Here is a 16,135-nt window from a genome sequence, read left to right as displayed (position 1 = left end):
GACGACGATGACATCTCCCCTGCTTTCCGCACTGCCATTGTTCCCGCTCGGGAGCGTGCTTTTTCCCGGCGGCCTGCTGCCGCTGCGCATCTTCGAGGTGCGCTACCTCGACATGATCGGCAAGGTGCACAAGGCCGGCACGCCGTTCGGCGTCGTGCGGCTCACGCAAGGCGCCGAGGTGCGCGTGGCCGGCGCGTCCGCCGAGAGCTTCTCCAGCATCGGCACGCTGGCGTTGATCCGCGACTTCGAGGCGCCGCAAGCCGGCCTGCTGCAGATCGAATGCGTCGGCACCCAGCGCTTCAGGGTGCGCAACAGCGCGCTGCAAAAGTACGGACTGTGGACGGCCGAGGTCGAAGCCCTGCCCGACGACGTGGCGCTTGCGATCCCCGAAGACCTGCAGCACACGGCTGACGCGCTGCGCCGCCTGGTCGAGACGCTCGAGGAGCGCCGCAAGATGGAGGCCGATGGCAACATGCGCCTGCCGATCCGCGCGCCCTACCAGTTCGCCGATTGCGGCTGGGTGGCCAACCGCTGGTGCGAGCTGCTGCCGCTGCCGCCACACCTGAAGCAGCAGCTGATGGAACTCGACAGCCCGCTGATGCGCCTTGAGCTGGTCAGCGATCTGCTCGCACGTACCGGTATCGCTGAATAGCTTGCTATTGATTTAATAGCTGCTCGCACCCGTCCCGCGGGCGCTGGCGGCCAATTCCGCTGGAGTTTCAGGCGGCTAAAATGGCGGGTTGCCCGCGCCGCCGAATGCGCCTTCCTGCTGCACCCTCCCTGCCTTTCATGAACGACTCCACCCCCTCCCCCGCGCCCGCCGCCGACGACAACCAGCTCATGGCCGAGCGCCGCGACAAGCTCAAGGCGCTGCGCAGCGCGCAGGTCGACGGTGGGGGCGTCGCGTTTCCGAACGACTTCAAGCCGCAGCACCGTGCCGCAGCGCTGCTCGCCGCCCACGGCGAAACGGCGGCCGAGGTGCTGGAAGCCACGCCGGCTCCCGTCACCGTGGCCGGCCGCATGATGCTCAAGCGCGTGATGGGCAAGGCGAGCTTTGCGACCTTGCAAGACGCCACCGGCCGCATCCAGCTCTACGTGCAGCGCGAGACCATCGGCGACGACGCCTATGCCGCGTTCAAGCACTGGGATCTGGGCGACATCGTCGGCGCCGAAGGCACGCTCATGAAGACCCGGACCGGCGAGCTGTCGGTCAAGGTCACCCGCCTGCGCCTGCTCACCAAGAGCCTGCGTCCGCTGCCGGACAAGTTCCACGGTATGGCCGACCAGGAGCAGAAATACCGCCAGCGCTATGTCGACCTGATCACCGACGAGTCGGCGCGCGACCGCTTCAAGGCGCGCAGCAAGGCCGTGAGCGCGCTGCGCGAGTTCATGGTGGCGAACGACTTCCTCGAGGTCGAGACGCCGATGCTGCACCCGATCCCGGGTGGCGCGAATGCCAAGCCGTTCAAGACGCACCACAACGCGCTGGACCAGGAAATGTTCCTGCGCATCGCGCCCGAGCTGTACCTGAAGCGCCTGATCGTCGGCGGCTTCGAGCGCGTGTTCGAGATCAACCGGAGCTACCGCAACGAGGGCATCTCGGTGCGGCACAACCCCGAGTTCACGATGATGGAGTTCTACGCGGCCTACTGGAACTACCAGGACCTGATGGACTTCACCGAGGCGATCATCCGCACCATCGCGAAGAAGACGGTCGGCAGCGAGCAACTCACCTACCAGGGCAAGACGGTGGACCTGAGCCAGCCCTTCGAGCGCCTCACGATTCGCGAGGCGATCCAGAAGCACACCGAAGCGGGCGCGAATGCCGACGACACGGCCTGGCTCATCAACGCGCTGCGCAAGATCGGCTTGACCGAGGAAAAAGACAAGCTCTCGCAGCGCAGCCTGGCCAGCCTGCAGGTGATGTACTTCGAGGAAACCGTCGAAGAGAAGCTCTGGCAGCCCACCTTCATCATGGAGCACCCCACCGAAATCTCGCCGCTGGCGCGCGCCAACGACGAGCGGCCCGAGGTCACAGAGCGCTTCGAGCTCTACATCACGGGTCGCGAGTTCGGCAACGGCTTCAGCGAATTGAACGATGCCGAAGACCAGGCCGCGCGCTTCAACGCGCAGGTCGCGGCCAAGGACAGCGGCGACGACGAAGCGATGTTCTACGACCACGACTTCGTGCGGGCGCTCGAATACGGCATGCCGCCCACCGGCGGCTGCGGCATCGGCATTGACCGCTTCATGATGCTGCTGACCGACTCGCCGAGCATCCGCGACGTCATCCTGTTCCCCGCACTGCGCCGGGAGGTTTGACCCACCCCCAGGCTTCGCGCACTGCGTGTCGCTACGCCAACCCCCTTGCAGGGGGCAACACCCTGCGGCCCGGCGGAGCCGGTTCCGCGGTGTTTCTCGCCTGCGGGCTGCAATCGGAACATCTTGAAGAATAAAAAGCCTGCGATCGGGATCGACTTCGGCACTTCCAACTCGGCGATCGCGAGCGCCGTCGACGGCGGGCTCGCGCGCCTGCTGCCGCTCGAGGGCGCCGCGACGGCGATGCCCACCGCGCTGTTCTTCAACGCTGAAGACCGCAGCACGCACTTCGGCCGCGAGGCCGTTGCGCTCTACCTGGCCGGCGTCGAAGGCCGCCTGATGCGCTCGCTCAAGAGCCTGCTCGGCAGCGCGCTGATGCAGGAGCAAACCGAGGTCTACGACGGCCTGCTGAGCTTCGAAGACATCATCGCGCGCTACCTGCACGAGTTGGCCACACGCGCCGAAGCCGAGCTGGGCCAGCGACCCGAGCGCGCCGTGATCGGTCGCCCGGTGCACTTCGTCGACGACGATGCCAAGCGCGACCAGCGCGCCGAGGACAGCCTGCGCCATGCCGCGCGCGCGGCAGGGTTTCGCGAGGTCGGCTTCCAGCTAGAACCGATCGCGGCAGCATTCGATTACGAACAGCGTGTCACGCGCGAATCGCTGATCCTGATTGCCGACATCGGCGGCGGTACCTCCGACTTCACCGTGGTGCGCGTCGGCCCCGATCGCATTGCACGCCCCGACCGCAGCGATGACGTGTTGGCCACCACCGGCGTGCACATCGGCGGCACCGATTTCGACCAGCGCCTGAACCTCGAGCGCGTGATGCCCGCATTCGGCTTCCGGCATCTCGGCCCGCAGGGCCGCGAGGTGCCGAGCACCGTCTTCTTCGAGCTGTCGACCTGGCATTTGATCCACTGGCAGCAAACGCCCAAGGCGATCCGCCAGACCCAGACGCTGCGCGGCAACTACAGCGACACGCGGCTGCACGACCGGCTCATGAAGGTGCTGCGGCAAGGCGACGGCCATCGCATTGCGAGCGCGGTCGAGCAGGCCAAGATCGATGCCTCGGTGCAGGATGCCGACATGCAGATCGATCTCGACAGCGCGGAAGCGGGCCTGACGACGGCATTGACGCCACTCGACATGCGGCAGCAACTGGCCCCGCTGCTGGAGACGGTGATGGCCTGCGCCCACGCCTGCGTGCAGCGCGCCGGCCTGCGCAGCGGCGACCTCGACGCGATCTACCTTACCGGCGGCTCATCGGCGCTGCGCCCGTTCCAGCAGGCGCTGCGGCGCAGCTTTGTCGACGTGCCGCTGGTCGAGGGCGACCTGTTCGGCGGCGTGGCGGCCGGGCTGGCCTACGCAGCGCGCAACGCCTCATGAAGTATCTGACCGGCTACCCGCCGGCGCTGCTGGCGAAGGTGCAGCAACAGCTGCAATCGGCAGGTGGCCTGGCCGGCCCCCTGCGCCAGCGCTACCCGGTGGCGCACGAGATTCGCACCGATCGCGCGCTCTACGACTACGTGACCGGCCTCAAGAGCGATTACCTGCGCAACGCCGAGCCCCTTTCGAAGGTGGCCTTCGACAGCAAGCTGCATGTGATCCGGAACGCGCTCGGCACCCACACCACGGTGTCGCGCGTGCAGGGAAGCAAGCTCAAGTCCAAGCGCGAGATCCGCGTGGCCAGCCTGTTCAAGGAAGTGCCGGCCGAGTGGCTGCGCATGATCGTCGTGCACGAGCTCGCGCACATGAAGGAGCGGGAGCACGACAAGGCCTTCTATGCGCTGTGCACGCACATGGAGCCGGCATACCACCAGCTGGAGTTCGATCTGCGGCTGTACCTGACGCACCTCGATGCAGGCGGAGAGCGGCTGTGGGCGAGCACTGCACCATGAGGCTGCGGCCCTTCGCAAACGACATTCCAGTCTGACGAACCGCTCAGGTCGTCATGGCCGTCATGGCCGTCATGGCCGTCAAATTTGCAGCATGGCGCGTGCGCGGAGGTAGCTTTCGGCGTGCGCCAATTGCGGCCACGTGAGCGCCTGGCCGCGTGGCAGCAGCGCAAGGCGGCGACGCTCGCTGGCGGCATCGGGGCGCCAGCGCCGCGCCGCCCGGGCGGCAGCCATGCCATCCAGCAGTTCGTCGAGCGGCGCCCCCTCGCCCACGCTCTGGTTGCACAGGAGCGCGAGGTCGCAACCGGCCTCGAGCGCCGCCAGCGCGGCCTGGGTGTAACTCAACAGTTCGCCATCGATACGGCGCGCAGCCTCCATGCTCAGGTCGTCGCTGAACACGGCGCCGTCGAAGCCCAGCTGGCTGCGCAGAATCTTGCCCAGCCACTTGCTCGAGAAGCCGGCCGGCCGTGCGTCGACCTTCGGGTAGATCACATGGGCCGGCATGACGGCCGTGAGTGTTCCGGCGAGCCAGTCGTAGGGCCGGGCATCGTCGGCCAGGATCGCTTTCAGGCTGCGCCGGTCGACCGGGATCGCCACATGCGAGTCGGCGCGGACGAAACCATGACCCGGAAAGTGCTTGCCGCAATTGGCCATGCCGGCCTGCAGCAGGCCATGCATCAGGCTCTTGGCAAGCAGCGACGCGACACGCGGGTCGCGGTGAAAGCTGCGGTCGCCGATCACGCTGCTCTCACCGTAGTCGAGGTCGAGCACGGGCGTAAAGCTGAAGTCGACGCCGCAGGCGCGCAACTCCGTCGCGAGGACATGGCCGCAGGCGGTGGCGGCCCGGGTGGCACGCAGCGCGTCCTGCATCCACAGCTCGCCCAGCGCACGCATCGAGGGCAACCGCGTGAAGCCATCGGTGCGAAAGCGCTGCACCCGGCCGCCCTCGTGGTCGACGCAGATCAGCAGGTCGGGCCGCAACGCCTTGATCTCGGCGTTGAGGGCGGTGAGCTGCGCACGATTTTCCCAGTTGCGCGCAAAGTGGATCACGCCGCCGACCAGCGGATCGGCCAGCCGGCGCCGGTCGGCTGCCGTGAGTTCGGTGCCCGCGACATCGATGATCAGCGGGGCGTGGGAGGGCTCTGTCATGTTTTCTCGACGACGACAAAGCTCGCCGCGTAGTCGGTTTCGTCGGTCACGGTGACGTGGGCGGTGAGCCCCTGCGCCTCGAACCATTCCTTGAGCACGCCGTGCAGCACGATGACGGGCTTGCCACTGCGCTCGTTCGCGATTTCGCACATGCGCCAGCTCATCGGCATGTGCATGCCCATGCCGATGGCCTTGCTGAAAGCTTCCTTTGCGGAAAAACGCGTGGCGAGATAGCGCAGTCCGCGGCCGGGCCAGCGTCCGCGGCGCCCTTCCCACACCTTGAACTCGGCGTCGCTCAGCACCCGGCGCGCAAAGCGCTCGCCCTGGCGCTCGAAGGTGGCGGCGATGCGTCGCACATCGCAGATGTCGGTGCCGATGCCATAGATCATTTGGTCGGATGGGCCTCGGCAATGCAGCGCAGGTAGTCGCGTGTCGCGGCCTCGTAGCCCAGTTCGAGCGCATCGGCGACGAAGGCGTGGCCGATCGATACCTCGCGCACGCCAGGCACGGCGCGCAGGAATTCGGTGAGGTTGTCGCGGCTCAGGTCGTGGCCGGCGTTGACCTCGAGGCCCGCGGCCTGCGCCGCGCGCGCGGTTTCGGCATAGAGCGCCAGCACGGTGCCGGCGCGCGAGGTACCGCGCGAGGCGGCATAGCCCTCGGTGTAGAGCTCGACGCGGTCGGCCCCGACGGCCTTCGCCGCGGCCATCATGTCCGGATCGGGGTTCATGAACAGGCTGACGCGCACGCCGAGCGCCTTGGCTTCCGCAATCAGGGGACGCAGGCGCGCCGCGTCGTCGGGAAATGTCCAACCGTGGTCGCTGGTCGACTGGGTCTCGCTGTCGGGCACGAAGGTGGCCTGGTGCGGACGCAGTTCGCGCACGAACTCCATCAGATTGTGAAAGGGGTTGCCCTCGATGTTGAACTCGACGCCGGGCCATTCCTTCGCGAGCAGCGCCGAGAGTTCGTGCACGTCGTGGGCCCGGATGTGGCGCGCGTCGGGCCGCGGGTGCACGGTGATGCCGTGGGCGCCGGCATCGAGGCAGGTGGCGGCCGCAAACAGCACGCTCGGAATGCCGAGCTCGCGCGTGTTGCGCACCAGCGCCACCTTGTTGAGGTTGACCGAGAGCGCCGTCGCGGCGCGGAGTGAGGAAGGAGTGTTCATAAGCCTTGCAGGTCTCTGATCATCTGCCGGGTGCGCAGCGTCGTCACGCCGCAATGGTAGTTGAGCAGGGCGCGCAATTGGGTGCGCAACGCCGCACCAAGGCCGGTGTCCATGCCCGCCACGTGATGCACGGTGGCCGAGAACGGCGCGTGGTCGTCGAGAGCCTGCTGCAGCGCCAGCCATTCGGCGCCGCGCAAGGCACCGGATGCCTCGGGCGCGGCCTCGTGCAGGCCGGCTTCGGGCACCAGGCTGTAGCGCGCGTCAGGGTCGAGCGGCGCCAACGTCAGGGTCTGTACCTCGAGCGACGGCAACAGGCCGATCTCGCGCAGCAGCAACAGTTCGAAAGCGCGCAGCGCGGCCGAGTGGGTGGCAGCCTGCGCCCCGCCGTGGTCGCCGGCCAGCACCTGCACCACGGCCGCGTAGGCGTCGAACAGCGCCTCGTGCGCATCGTCACGGGCGAGCAGCCGCATCATGAGTTCGTTGACGTAGTAGCCCGACAGCAGCGCCTCACCGGTCGGCATCACGTGGCCGCCCATCCATTCGGCACCCTTGAGCGTGCGGATTTCGGCGTCGCCACCATAGTTGAGCTGCAGCGGCTGCAGCGGCAGCAGCACGGGGCGGAAGTTGGAGCTCGGCCGCTTGGCCCCTTTGGCCACCAGCGCGATGCGGCCATGGTGTCGGGTGAACACCTCGAGAATCAGGCTCGACTCGCTCCAGTCGTAGCGGTGGAGAACGTAAGCTGGCTCGTGTGAAACGCGGTGGGTGGCCATGTCAGTGCGCAATAGGGCATCGAGGCTTGAGGCCAGCAAACGCCGCGGAACCGGCTCTGCCGGGCCGCTGGCGTTGCCCCCAGCAAGGGGGTTGGCGGCTACGCGAAGCGAGCAAGCCTGGGGGTTTGCTTATTCATAGCCGAACGACCTGACCCGTGCTTCGTCGTCGGCCCAGCCGGAACGCACTTTCACCCACAGTTCGAGAAACACCTTGGCATCGGCCAGTTTCTCGAGCTCGACGCGCGTTTCCATGCCGATGCGCTTGATGCGTTCGCCCTTGTCACCGATCACCATTGCCTTGTGGCCATCGCGCTCGACCACGATGGTGGCGGCAATGCGCAGCAGGCGCTTCTGGCCTTTTTTCTGCGGCGGTTCTTCCTCGAACTTGTCGATGATCACGGTCGAGGTGTAGGGCAGTTCGTCGCCGGTCAGGCGGAACAGCTTCTCGCGCACCAGCTCGCCGGCCAGGAACTTCTCGCTGCGGTCGGTAAGTTCGTCTTCGCCGTAGAACCAGGGCTGCTCGGGCAGGTACTTCTCGCAGATGCCGAACAGCCGCTCGATGTCCTTCGCGTTCTTCGCCGACATCGGCACGAATTCGGCGAAGCTGTGCTTGCCCTGCATTTCCTGCAGCCAGGGGGCGATGTCGCCCCGGCGGTGCACGTTGTCGAGCTTGTTGGCGAGCAACACGGTCGGAATGCCCTTGCCGAGCAATTTCAGCACGCGCGCATCAGCCGGCGTGAAGCTGCCGGCCTCGACCACGAACAGGATCAGATCGACATCGCCGACTGCGCCCTGCACCGTCTTGTTGAGCGATTTGTTGAGCGCGTTGGCATGCAGCGTCTGGAAACCGGGCGTGTCGACGAACACGAACTGCGTCGCGCCGAGCGTGCGCATGCCGGTGATGCGGTGCCGCGTGGTCTGCGCCTTGCGCGAGGTGATGCTGATCTTCTGGCCGACCAGCGCATTGAGCAGGGTCGACTTGCCCACGTTGGGCTTGCCGACGATCGCGATCAGCCCGCAATGTTGTGGGCCATTTTGGCCATCGGCGCCTTCCCCGTCTTCGGGAGGTGCTATCAAATCAGGAGCGTCATTCATTGTGTGTGGGGTGCGCGTCAGGCGCGGTGTGCCTTCAACCGGATCAACATGGCCGCCGCCGCCGCCTGCTCGCCGGCACGGCGCGAACCGCCGATGCCGCGTTCGGTGAGGGCCAGCTCGGCCACCTCGCACTCGACGTCGAAAGTCTGCTTGTGAGCCGCCCCGAGCGTGCCGACCACGCGGTAGAGAGGCAGCTTCATTTTGTGGCCCTGCAGCCATTCCTGCAATTCGGTCTTCGGGTCCTTGGCGGCGGCGTCCATGCGCGCGTTGATTTCGACCGACTCGTAGAGCCGGTGCACCAGCGTCTCGGCCGCGCCGTAACCGGCATCGAGGTAGACCGCGCCAATCAGCGCTTCGAGCGCATCCGCCAGGATCGAGGGACGGTTGGGCCCGCCGGACTTGGCCTCGCCCTCACCCAGCCGCAGCAATGGCGAGAGCGCGAGCCGCACGGCGATCTGGTGCAGCGTGTCCTGCTTGACCAGATTCGCGCGCACGCGTGACAGATCGCCTTCGGGCAGTTCGGAGAGCCGGCGGTAGAGCAGGTGCGCCACTGCGAGGTTCAGCACCGAATCGCCAAGGAATTCGAGCCGCTCGTTGTGGTCGGACGAAAAACTCCGATGCGTCAGCGCGAGCTGAAGCAGGCGTGCGTCGGCAAAGTTGTAATGGAGGCGCGCCTGCAGCGCAGCTAGACCGCCTTCACTCACGATCAGCGCGACTGGCCCTTGTATTTCATCAGCAGGAACGCGGGGCCGAACAGATGGATCTCGCGGTCGTAGGCGTACGACACGACCACCTTGTCGCCGACCTTCTGCACTTCGATCTCCTTGCCGCTCAGCTTGAAGTCGTCGATGGCCTGGGCGCGGTCGAAGATGGCGCGAACTTCAGGCACCGTGGCACCGTCCTTGGCCTTGTTGGCGGCCTTGTCGATCGCCTGCAACTCGATCAGCGTGGGGATCACCTGCGCGGCGACCACACCGATGCATGCCAGGACGATCGCAACGAACAGCAACCCGATGAACGAGATGCCGCGCTGCTTTGCCTTTTGAACCGACCGATATGCCCTCATGCCCTCTACCCCTCGAATGATGATGTACCAGCTTCTTATTGAAACGAACCGATGCGCTTGAGGTTGCCGAAATTCATCCACACGAAGAACGCACGTCCGACGATGTTCTGATCCGGCACGAAACCCCAGTAGCGCGAGTCGAGCGAATTGTCGCGGTTGTCGCCCATCATGAAATAGTGACCGGCAGGCACCTTGCACACAACGCCCTCGACACTGTAACGACAATTATCCTGGTTCGGAAACGGCATGATCTCGGCCTCCGACAGGCCGGCACGCCGGTTTTCGTCGTTCAGCAACAGATGCTGCTTGCCGCCGATGTCTTCGCGGTACTCCTTGAGGTAGCGCATCGTGTCCTCGTCCAGGAAGTCGGGTGTCGCGTCCTTGCTTACCGGCTGGCCGTTGATGGTGAGCTTCTTGTTCAGGTAGGCCACCTCGTCGCCCGGCACGCCGATCACCCGCTTGATGTAGTCCATGCTGGGCTTGGGCGGGTAGCGGAACACCATCACGTCGCCGCGCGCGGGCGGCGTGCCATCGGTGATCTTGGTGTTGAGCACCGGCAGGCGCAGGCCGTAGGTGAACTTGTTGACCAGGATCAGGTCGCCGGTGAGCAGCGTCGGCATCATCGAGCCCGAGGGAATCTTGAACGGCTCGAACAGGAACGAGCGCAGCAGGAACACCGCCACGATCACCGGAAACAGTCCGGCAGTCCAGTCGAGCCACCAGGGCTGCATCAGCAGGCGCTCGCGCGCCTTGCCGTCGACCGTGTCGACCTGGGTCACGCCTTGCTGCGCCAGGCGCGCATCGCGCTCGCCCAGCGAGGCGTCGAGTGCCGCAGCGGCGCGGCGGCGCTTCGGCAGGAAGTAAAAGCGTTCGGCCAGCCAGTAGAGGCCGGTGACCACGGTCGCGAGGAAGAGCAGCAGCGCGAAGTTGCCTTCGACCGCGCCGAAATACCAGGCGCCGATGTAGCCGGCAAACGCCGCGAGGATCAGGGAGGTGAGGAATGCCATGGATCAGTCTTCGACTTGCAGGATCGCGAGGAAGGCTTCTTGCGGAACCTCGACCGAGCCGATCTGCTTCATGCGTTTTTTGCCCGCCTTCTGCTTTTCGAGCAGCTTCCGCTTGCGGGAAACGTCGCCGCCGTAGCACTTGGCGAGCACGTTCTTGCGGAGGGCCTTGATTGTCTCACGCGCAATGATGTTGACCCCGATCGCAGCCTGGATCGCCACGTCGTACATCTGGCGCGAAATGATCTCGCGCATCTTGCCGACCACGGCCCGGCCGCGGTACTGCGACTGGCTGCGGTGCACGATGATCGAGAGCGCATCGACCTTCTCGCCGTTGAGCAGGATGTCGACCTTGACCACGTCGGACGCGCGGTACTCCTTGAACTCGTAGTCCATCGACGCGTAGCCGCGGCTGGCCGACTTCAGCTTGTCGAAGAAGTCGAGCACGATCTCGCCGAGCGGCATTTCATAGGTGAGCATCACCTGGCGGCCGTGGTAGGCCATGTTCATCTGCACGCCGCGCTTCTGGTTGGCCAGCGTCATCACCACGCCGACGTATTCCTGCGGCATGTAGAGATGCACGGTGACGATCGGCTCGCGGATCTCGCTCATCTTGCCGACGTCGGGCATCTTCGACGGGTTCTCGACCATCATCACTTCGCCGTCGTTGCGCACCACCTGGTAGACCACGCTCGGCGCCGTCGTGATCAGATCCTGGTCGAACTCCCGCTCGAGCCGCTCCTGCACGATCTCCATGTGGAGCAGGCCCAGAAAGCCACAGCGAAAGCCGAAGCCCAGCGCCTGGCTCACTTCGGCTTCGTAGTGCAGGGACGAGTCGTTGAGCTTGAGTTTTTCGAGCGCGTCGCGCAGCGATTCATATTCGCTGGCTTCGGTGGGATAGAGACCGGCGAACACCTGCGGCTGGATTTCCTTGAAGCCGGGCAGCGCCTCGGTCGCGGTGAACGCAGCGCCACCGGTGCCGGGCTTGATCAAAGTGACGGTGTCGCCCACCTTGGCCGCCTGCAGTTCCTTGATGCCGGCGATGACGTAGCCCACCTCGCCCGCTTCGAGCGACTGACGCGGCTCGTTGGCGGGGGTGAACACGCCGAGGCTGTCGGCGTTGTAGACCGCGCCCGAAGCCATCATCTTGATGCGCTCGCCTTTCGCGAGGCGCCCGTCGACCACACGCACCAGCATCACAACGCCGACGTACGCGTCGAACCAGCTGTCGATGATCATGGCGCGCAGTGCGGCGTCGGGGTTGCCGCGCGGCGGCGGCATGCGCTTGACCACCGCTTCAAGAATTTCGTCGATGCCCATGCCGGTTTTGGCGGAGCATGGAATCGCATCGGTCGCATCGATGCCGATCACGTCTTCGATTTCGGTGCGTGCGTTGTCCGGGTCGGCGTTCGGCAGATCCATCTTGTTGAGCACGGGTACCACTTCCACACCGAGGTCGAGTGCTGTGTAGCAGTTGGCCACGGTCTGCGCTTCGACACCTTGCGATGCATCGACGACGAGCAACGCGCCTTCGCATGCGGACAACGAGCGCGACACTTCATAAGAGAAGTCGACATGGCCCGGTGTGTCGATCAAATTGAGGTTGTAGACCTGCCCGTCGAGTGCTTTGTAGTGCAGCGCAGCGGTCTGCGCCTTGATGGTTATCCCACGCTCTTTCTCGATGTCCATCGAGTCGAGAACCTGCGCTTCCATCTCGCGATCCGCGAGTCCGCCACAACGCTGGATCAAGCGGTCTGCGAGCGTCGACTTGCCGTGGTCGATGTGCGCAATGATCGAAAAGTTTCTGATGTGATTCATCAACGGGAACGCTTAAGTACTTGAATTGCCTTGTGCGCAGAACACGCCGGGCAAGAAAAAAGGGCGCGTCTGAAAGAGACGCGCCCTGAACCAACAAGCAATGGCAACTGCAGTAGTTGGAACTTCATTGTAGGCAAAAAGGGGGTGGCGTACATCCGGGAACGGGCTCTCGATGGGTCGTTGCAGGTCAGCAACATCAAACTTATAAACAACTTATCCACAGCATCAGTGGATCAACAACTTAACAACTTGTGGGTGATCTGTGGAGCACCGGTGGACGACCGGCTGGAATCTCGCATCGTGGAGATCACCCCACCGCTTATGCGCAGGTTGGGCGCGAAGCGGGTCCTATTCTACCGAAAACTGTCATTAGGCTTATACTAAGTTAGTGCCTGCCAACCTAAATTGATCGCAAACGGTCGTTAGAAATTTTTTCAATCGGCATCGAACAGGGCCGCAAACACTCAAAAAAAGGGCCCCAAACCCGACTGGCGGATGGGGCCACTTGACGGACAGCGCGCTCAGGGGCTCGGACGGATCAACGCATATTGCGCCCAGTCGCCGCGTCGGAACAGCACGCTGACCGCCTTTGACTTGTCAGCCTTGGCAAGCGCGCTCTCGAATTCCTTGAGGTTCGCAACTTCGCCGTTGGCCACCGCCAGAATCACGTCGCCCTCCCGCAGGCCCGCACGTGCGGCCGCGCCGCTGGCGGTGTCGACCTTGACGCCACCCTTGAGCTTGAGCTCCTTCTTCTGCGCATCGCTGAGGTCGCTCACCGCGAGGCCGAGGGACTTGGCTGCGGCGGAGGCCGACGGCTTGGGTGTCGGCTCTTCGCGGTCGACCGCCTTTTTGGCAGGCTTGTCGGGTTCGATCTCGGCAATGGTGACCGCCAGGTCCTTCGAACTGCCACGCCGGAAAACCGTCAGCGTGCTCCTGGTGCCAGGCTTGGTGTTGCCGACCAGACGCGGCAGGTCGCTCGGCTTGTCGATCGCCTTGCCGTCGAACTTCGTGATGATGTCGCCTGGCTCGACGCCGGCCTTCTCACCCGGCGAGCCGGCCTCGACGCTGCGCACGAGTGCGCCCTGCGCCTTGCCGAGACCGATCGATTCCGCCACGTCCTTCGTGACCTGGTCGATCTGCACGCCGATGCGGCCGCGCGAGACGCGCCCGGTTGCACGCAGTTGCTCGCTGACACGAATCGCCTCGTCGATCGGGATCGAGAACGAAATGCCCATGAAGCCACCCGAGCGCGAGTAGATCTGGCTATTGATGCCGACCACCTCGCCACGCATGTTGATCAGCGGCCCACCCGAATTGCCGGGATTGATCGCCACGTCGGTCTGGATGAACGGCAGGTAGTCGCCGGTGTCGCGCTGCTTGGCACTCACGATGCCGGCGGTCACGGTGTTTTCCAGGCCGAACGGCGAGCCGATCGCCATTACCCATTCGCCGACGCGCAGTTTGGAGATATCGCCGACCTTCACGGCGGGCAGGCCGGAGCCTTCGATCTTGACGACGGCCACATCGGTGCGTTTGTCGGCACCGACGATCTTCGCCTTGAACTCGCGCTTGTCGGGCAGCGTGACCAGCACCTCGGATGCGTCCTCGACCACGTGCGCATTGGTCATCACGTAGCCGTCGGCCGTGAGGATGAAGCCCGAGCCCACGCCACGCGGGCGCTCGCGCTCTTCTTCCTGCGGTTGTTGCGGGCGGTTCGGACGCGCGCCCCCGCGCGGCACGCCGGGCATTGGCTGGCCGAAGAAGCGGCGGAAGAACTCCTGCATCTCCTCGTCCATCTCGGGGTTGTTGCCGCGCGCGGCCACCTTCTCGACGGTGCGGATATTGACGACCGACGGCCCGACCTGGTCAACCAGGTCCGTGAAGTCGGGCAGCGTGCGGGTTTGCGCCTGCACCGTGCTGACTGGCAGAAAGGCTGCGCTCGCGCTGGTGGCCAGCGCCAACGCCATAAAGGTGGAACGAATCCGGGTTCCCTCGAGTTTGAACATCATCGGTTTTCTTTCAACGGAAGGAGAGAGCAACAACAAAACGATAGCAAGCTGCTGTGAATGGCAATGGGCGCTTTGGTTCGGTCGCCGGCGTTCAGCGGGTACGGGCCAGACTCTGCGCGAACGCATCGAGCGTTTGTGGCGGCACCTCGCCCACCGCCGTCAGCCACCAGTCGCCATTCTTGTCGGTGAGGCGGCGTGTGAGCGTGTAGGTGGCGCCCAGCGTGAGCACGACTTCCTGCATCTGGCGCTGCGCGTCATAAGGCTCGAGAAACAGGGAGACCGAAGCCAGTCCGTCCGAAAAAGTCCACTGCAGCGTGCGTTCGGACTGGGCAGCGCCGCCCAGCGCGCGGCGGTAGCAGCTCACCGGCTTGAAACCGGCGACAGGGCTCTTGAGCGTCCAGCCCTCCGATTGCGCCGTCGTGCGCTGGAGCTCCGACTTTTCGACCTTGTAGCCCGCAGTGCTGCTCATCATCTGCGACAAGGCCTGCATCCTGACCGGCGCGCCGAGCTGAAGCTCGGAGAAAGCGGACTGCTCGACCACGTGGCCCTCCGCGTCAACGGTCTGCAACTTGACCACCAGCCCCGAGCGACGCTCGCTCCAGACCCGATAGCCGAAACGCAGCCCGTCACGCGGAATCAGTTGCACCACATCGGCGTCGAAACCGGCGACGCGATCCTTGCCGATCACCCGGACGCCGTACAACTCGGCGAGCGAAGAATCGGGCGCACCGAGCAGGTTGGGAAACAGCTCGAGGTTCTCGCGCCGCTCGCTCTTGACTACACGGCTTTCGGGCAGGAAGGTCAGCACCTGGTCGTTGCGGCGGAAGGTCGAGCGGGGCGGGCCGGAAAGCGCCTCGATGCGCTCCATCTGTTGATCGCCTTCGCAAACGTGCCAGATGCGCGCACTCGACAAGTTGCCGGTCGAGGCCGACACCACGAAGGTGCCGACATAGCTGTGCTGGCGCGACGCCGCATGCATGCGTTGCAACCACTCCACCACACCCATGGACGGCGGCTCGCCATCGGCCGCGGGCGCCGGCTGCGGAGCGCGGGCCGCTGCCGGCCCCACCCGCGTCTGTGCGACGGCCATTTGCGCCAGGCACAACGCAGCGAGAACGAGCACGACCCGGCGGGCAGACATCGGCATCCGGACAGTCATTGCAACAAGGCGACGCACACGATCAGCGCGACGGCCCTTCGAAGGTGGCATTGCGCAGGAAGGTCGACGGCATCTGCGAGCCGCCGCCGGCCTGTTGATGCGCGGCCAGCAATTCGTCGAGGCGCGCATCGCGCAACATCACCTGCGGCGCGCCGTTGCCGATCTGCACGCGCGTCGGCACGGCCGAAGCGATGGCGCTCGTTGCCTTCGGGTCCGATGCGGCCAGCACGGAAATCGCGGGCGGCTGGGTTTGCGCCAGTTGTGCGCCCTCGGGCGAGGACGCCGTGCTGCCAACCCAGTTCCAGCTGATCGCGGCCACGGCGGCCAGCGAAGCGGCGCCCGCCACCAGCTTCCAGCGGAACACCGGCTCGTTGGCCGGCTCGGCACGCTGCTGCGCCGCGATCACCACCGGCACGGCAGCCACCGGCGTCGGTGCCACCGATTCGACGGCAAGCCGCTGCTGGAGCTTGGCCAGGAAGGCATTGCTGTCGCTGCACGGCGCGTGCGCGCCCGAGCGCAGTACATCGCCGACCACGTGATATGTCTGCCAGGTCGCACGCAACTCGTCGCGCGCACCCAGTTCGGCCATCGCGTCGGCCAAGGCGTTGCCCTGCAAATGACCGTCCATGAGGGCGGAAACCTGTTCGCGAACTCTGTCTGTCTGATGATTCATGTTGTTCACCTGC

At 65.3% G+C, this 16,135-nt stretch carries 16 protein-coding genes; 4 read left to right on the top strand and 12 right to left on the bottom strand.

The annotated features are described in order from the left end of the window. Nucleotides 1–7: 7 nt before the first annotated feature. The 4 genes from QTI05_RS14395 (at nucleotide 8) to QTI05_RS14380 (ending at nucleotide 4,220) form a co-directional block, all read left to right on the top strand. On the top strand, nucleotides 8–652 hold the full coding sequence (locus tag QTI05_RS14395; protein WP_286545550.1) for an LON peptidase substrate-binding domain-containing protein: 645 nt from the start codon (nucleotides 8–10) through the stop codon (nucleotides 650–652). A 137-nt stretch (nucleotides 653–789) separates the two neighbouring features. Beyond that, nucleotides 790–2,322: a lysine--tRNA ligase gene (lysS, locus tag QTI05_RS14390; RefSeq protein ID WP_444812906.1), complete on the top strand. Its 1,533-nt coding sequence runs from the start codon at nucleotides 790–792 to the stop codon at nucleotides 2,320–2,322. Between the two features lie 120 nt (nucleotides 2,323–2,442). After that, entirely contained in the window at nucleotides 2,443–3,708 is a 1,266-nt protein-coding gene (locus QTI05_RS14385) for an Hsp70 family protein (RefSeq protein WP_286546219.1), read from the top strand. Continuing rightward, on the top strand, nucleotides 3,705–4,220 hold the full coding sequence (locus QTI05_RS14380; protein ID WP_286621893.1) for a YgjP-like metallopeptidase domain-containing protein: 516 nt from the start codon (nucleotides 3,705–3,707) through the stop codon (nucleotides 4,218–4,220). Before QTI05_RS14385 ends, QTI05_RS14380 begins: the two co-directional genes overlap by 4 nt. A gap of 78 nt (nucleotides 4,221–4,298) precedes the next feature. Here the strand turns inward: QTI05_RS14380 and nagZ are convergent, their stop codons facing one another. The 12 genes from nagZ to QTI05_RS14320 form a co-directional block, all read right to left on the bottom strand. After that, entirely contained in the window at nucleotides 4,299–5,366 is a 1,068-nt protein-coding gene (gene nagZ, locus QTI05_RS14375) for a beta-N-acetylhexosaminidase (protein WP_286621891.1), read from the bottom strand. After that, entirely contained in the window at nucleotides 5,363–5,755 is a 393-nt protein-coding gene (acpS, locus tag QTI05_RS14370) for a holo-ACP synthase (RefSeq protein ID WP_286545546.1), read from the bottom strand. The genes nagZ and acpS overlap by 4 nt, the downstream gene beginning before the upstream one ends. Further along, nucleotides 5,752–6,528, bottom strand: a complete 777-nt coding sequence (locus QTI05_RS14365; RefSeq protein WP_286621889.1) for a pyridoxine 5'-phosphate synthase — start codon at nucleotides 6,526–6,528, stop codon at nucleotides 5,752–5,754. Before QTI05_RS14365 ends, acpS begins: the two co-directional genes overlap by 4 nt. Next, nucleotides 6,525–7,298 carry a DNA repair protein RecO gene (gene recO, locus QTI05_RS14360; protein WP_286545544.1) on the bottom strand — a complete coding sequence of 258 codons (774 nt, stop codon included), beginning with the start codon at nucleotides 7,296–7,298 and terminating at the stop codon, nucleotides 6,525–6,527. Before recO ends, QTI05_RS14365 begins: the two co-directional genes overlap by 4 nt. A gap of 129 nt (nucleotides 7,299–7,427) precedes the next feature. After that, a complete protein-coding gene (era, locus tag QTI05_RS14355; RefSeq protein ID WP_286545543.1) occupies nucleotides 7,428–8,393 on the bottom strand; it encodes a GTPase Era in 966 nt (321 codons plus the stop codon). Nucleotides 8,394–8,410: 17 nt separating this feature from the next. Next, entirely contained in the window at nucleotides 8,411–9,097 is a 687-nt protein-coding gene (gene rnc / locus QTI05_RS14350) for a ribonuclease III (protein ID WP_286621886.1), read from the bottom strand. 2 nt (nucleotides 9,098–9,099) lie between these two features. Continuing rightward, entirely contained in the window at nucleotides 9,100–9,459 is a 360-nt protein-coding gene (locus QTI05_RS14345) for a DUF4845 domain-containing protein (protein ID WP_286545541.1), read from the bottom strand. A gap of 35 nt (nucleotides 9,460–9,494) precedes the next feature. Continuing rightward, nucleotides 9,495–10,466, bottom strand: coding sequence for a signal peptidase I (gene lepB, locus QTI05_RS14340; RefSeq protein ID WP_286545540.1), 972 nt, complete (start codon nucleotides 10,464–10,466; stop codon nucleotides 9,495–9,497). A gap of 3 nt (nucleotides 10,467–10,469) precedes the next feature. Then, nucleotides 10,470–12,281, bottom strand: a complete 1,812-nt coding sequence (gene lepA, locus QTI05_RS14335) for a translation elongation factor 4 (RefSeq protein WP_286621885.1) — start codon at nucleotides 12,279–12,281, stop codon at nucleotides 10,470–10,472. Between the two features lie 521 nt (nucleotides 12,282–12,802). Next, nucleotides 12,803–14,290: a DegQ family serine endoprotease gene (locus QTI05_RS14330; RefSeq protein WP_286545538.1), complete on the bottom strand. Its 1,488-nt coding sequence runs from the start codon at nucleotides 14,288–14,290 to the stop codon at nucleotides 12,803–12,805. A 91-nt stretch (nucleotides 14,291–14,381) separates the two neighbouring features. Beyond that, the gene (locus QTI05_RS14325; protein ID WP_286621883.1) at nucleotides 14,382–15,449 is read right to left on the bottom strand and encodes a MucB/RseB C-terminal domain-containing protein; all 1,068 of its coding nucleotides are present in this window, start codon (nucleotides 15,447–15,449) and stop codon (nucleotides 14,382–14,384) included. A gap of 22 nt (nucleotides 15,450–15,471) precedes the next feature. Beyond that, a complete protein-coding gene (locus QTI05_RS14320) occupies nucleotides 15,472–16,122 on the bottom strand; it encodes a sigma-E factor negative regulatory protein (protein ID WP_286545536.1) in 651 nt (216 codons plus the stop codon). Nucleotides 16,123–16,135: the final 13 nt, after the last annotated feature.

The organism is Variovorax fucosicus (genome assembly GCF_030316825.1).
GTDB classification, from domain to species: Bacteria; Pseudomonadota; Gammaproteobacteria; order Burkholderiales; family Burkholderiaceae_C; genus Variovorax; species Variovorax fucosicus.
This window is presented reverse-complemented; position numbering and strand designations above follow the sequence as displayed.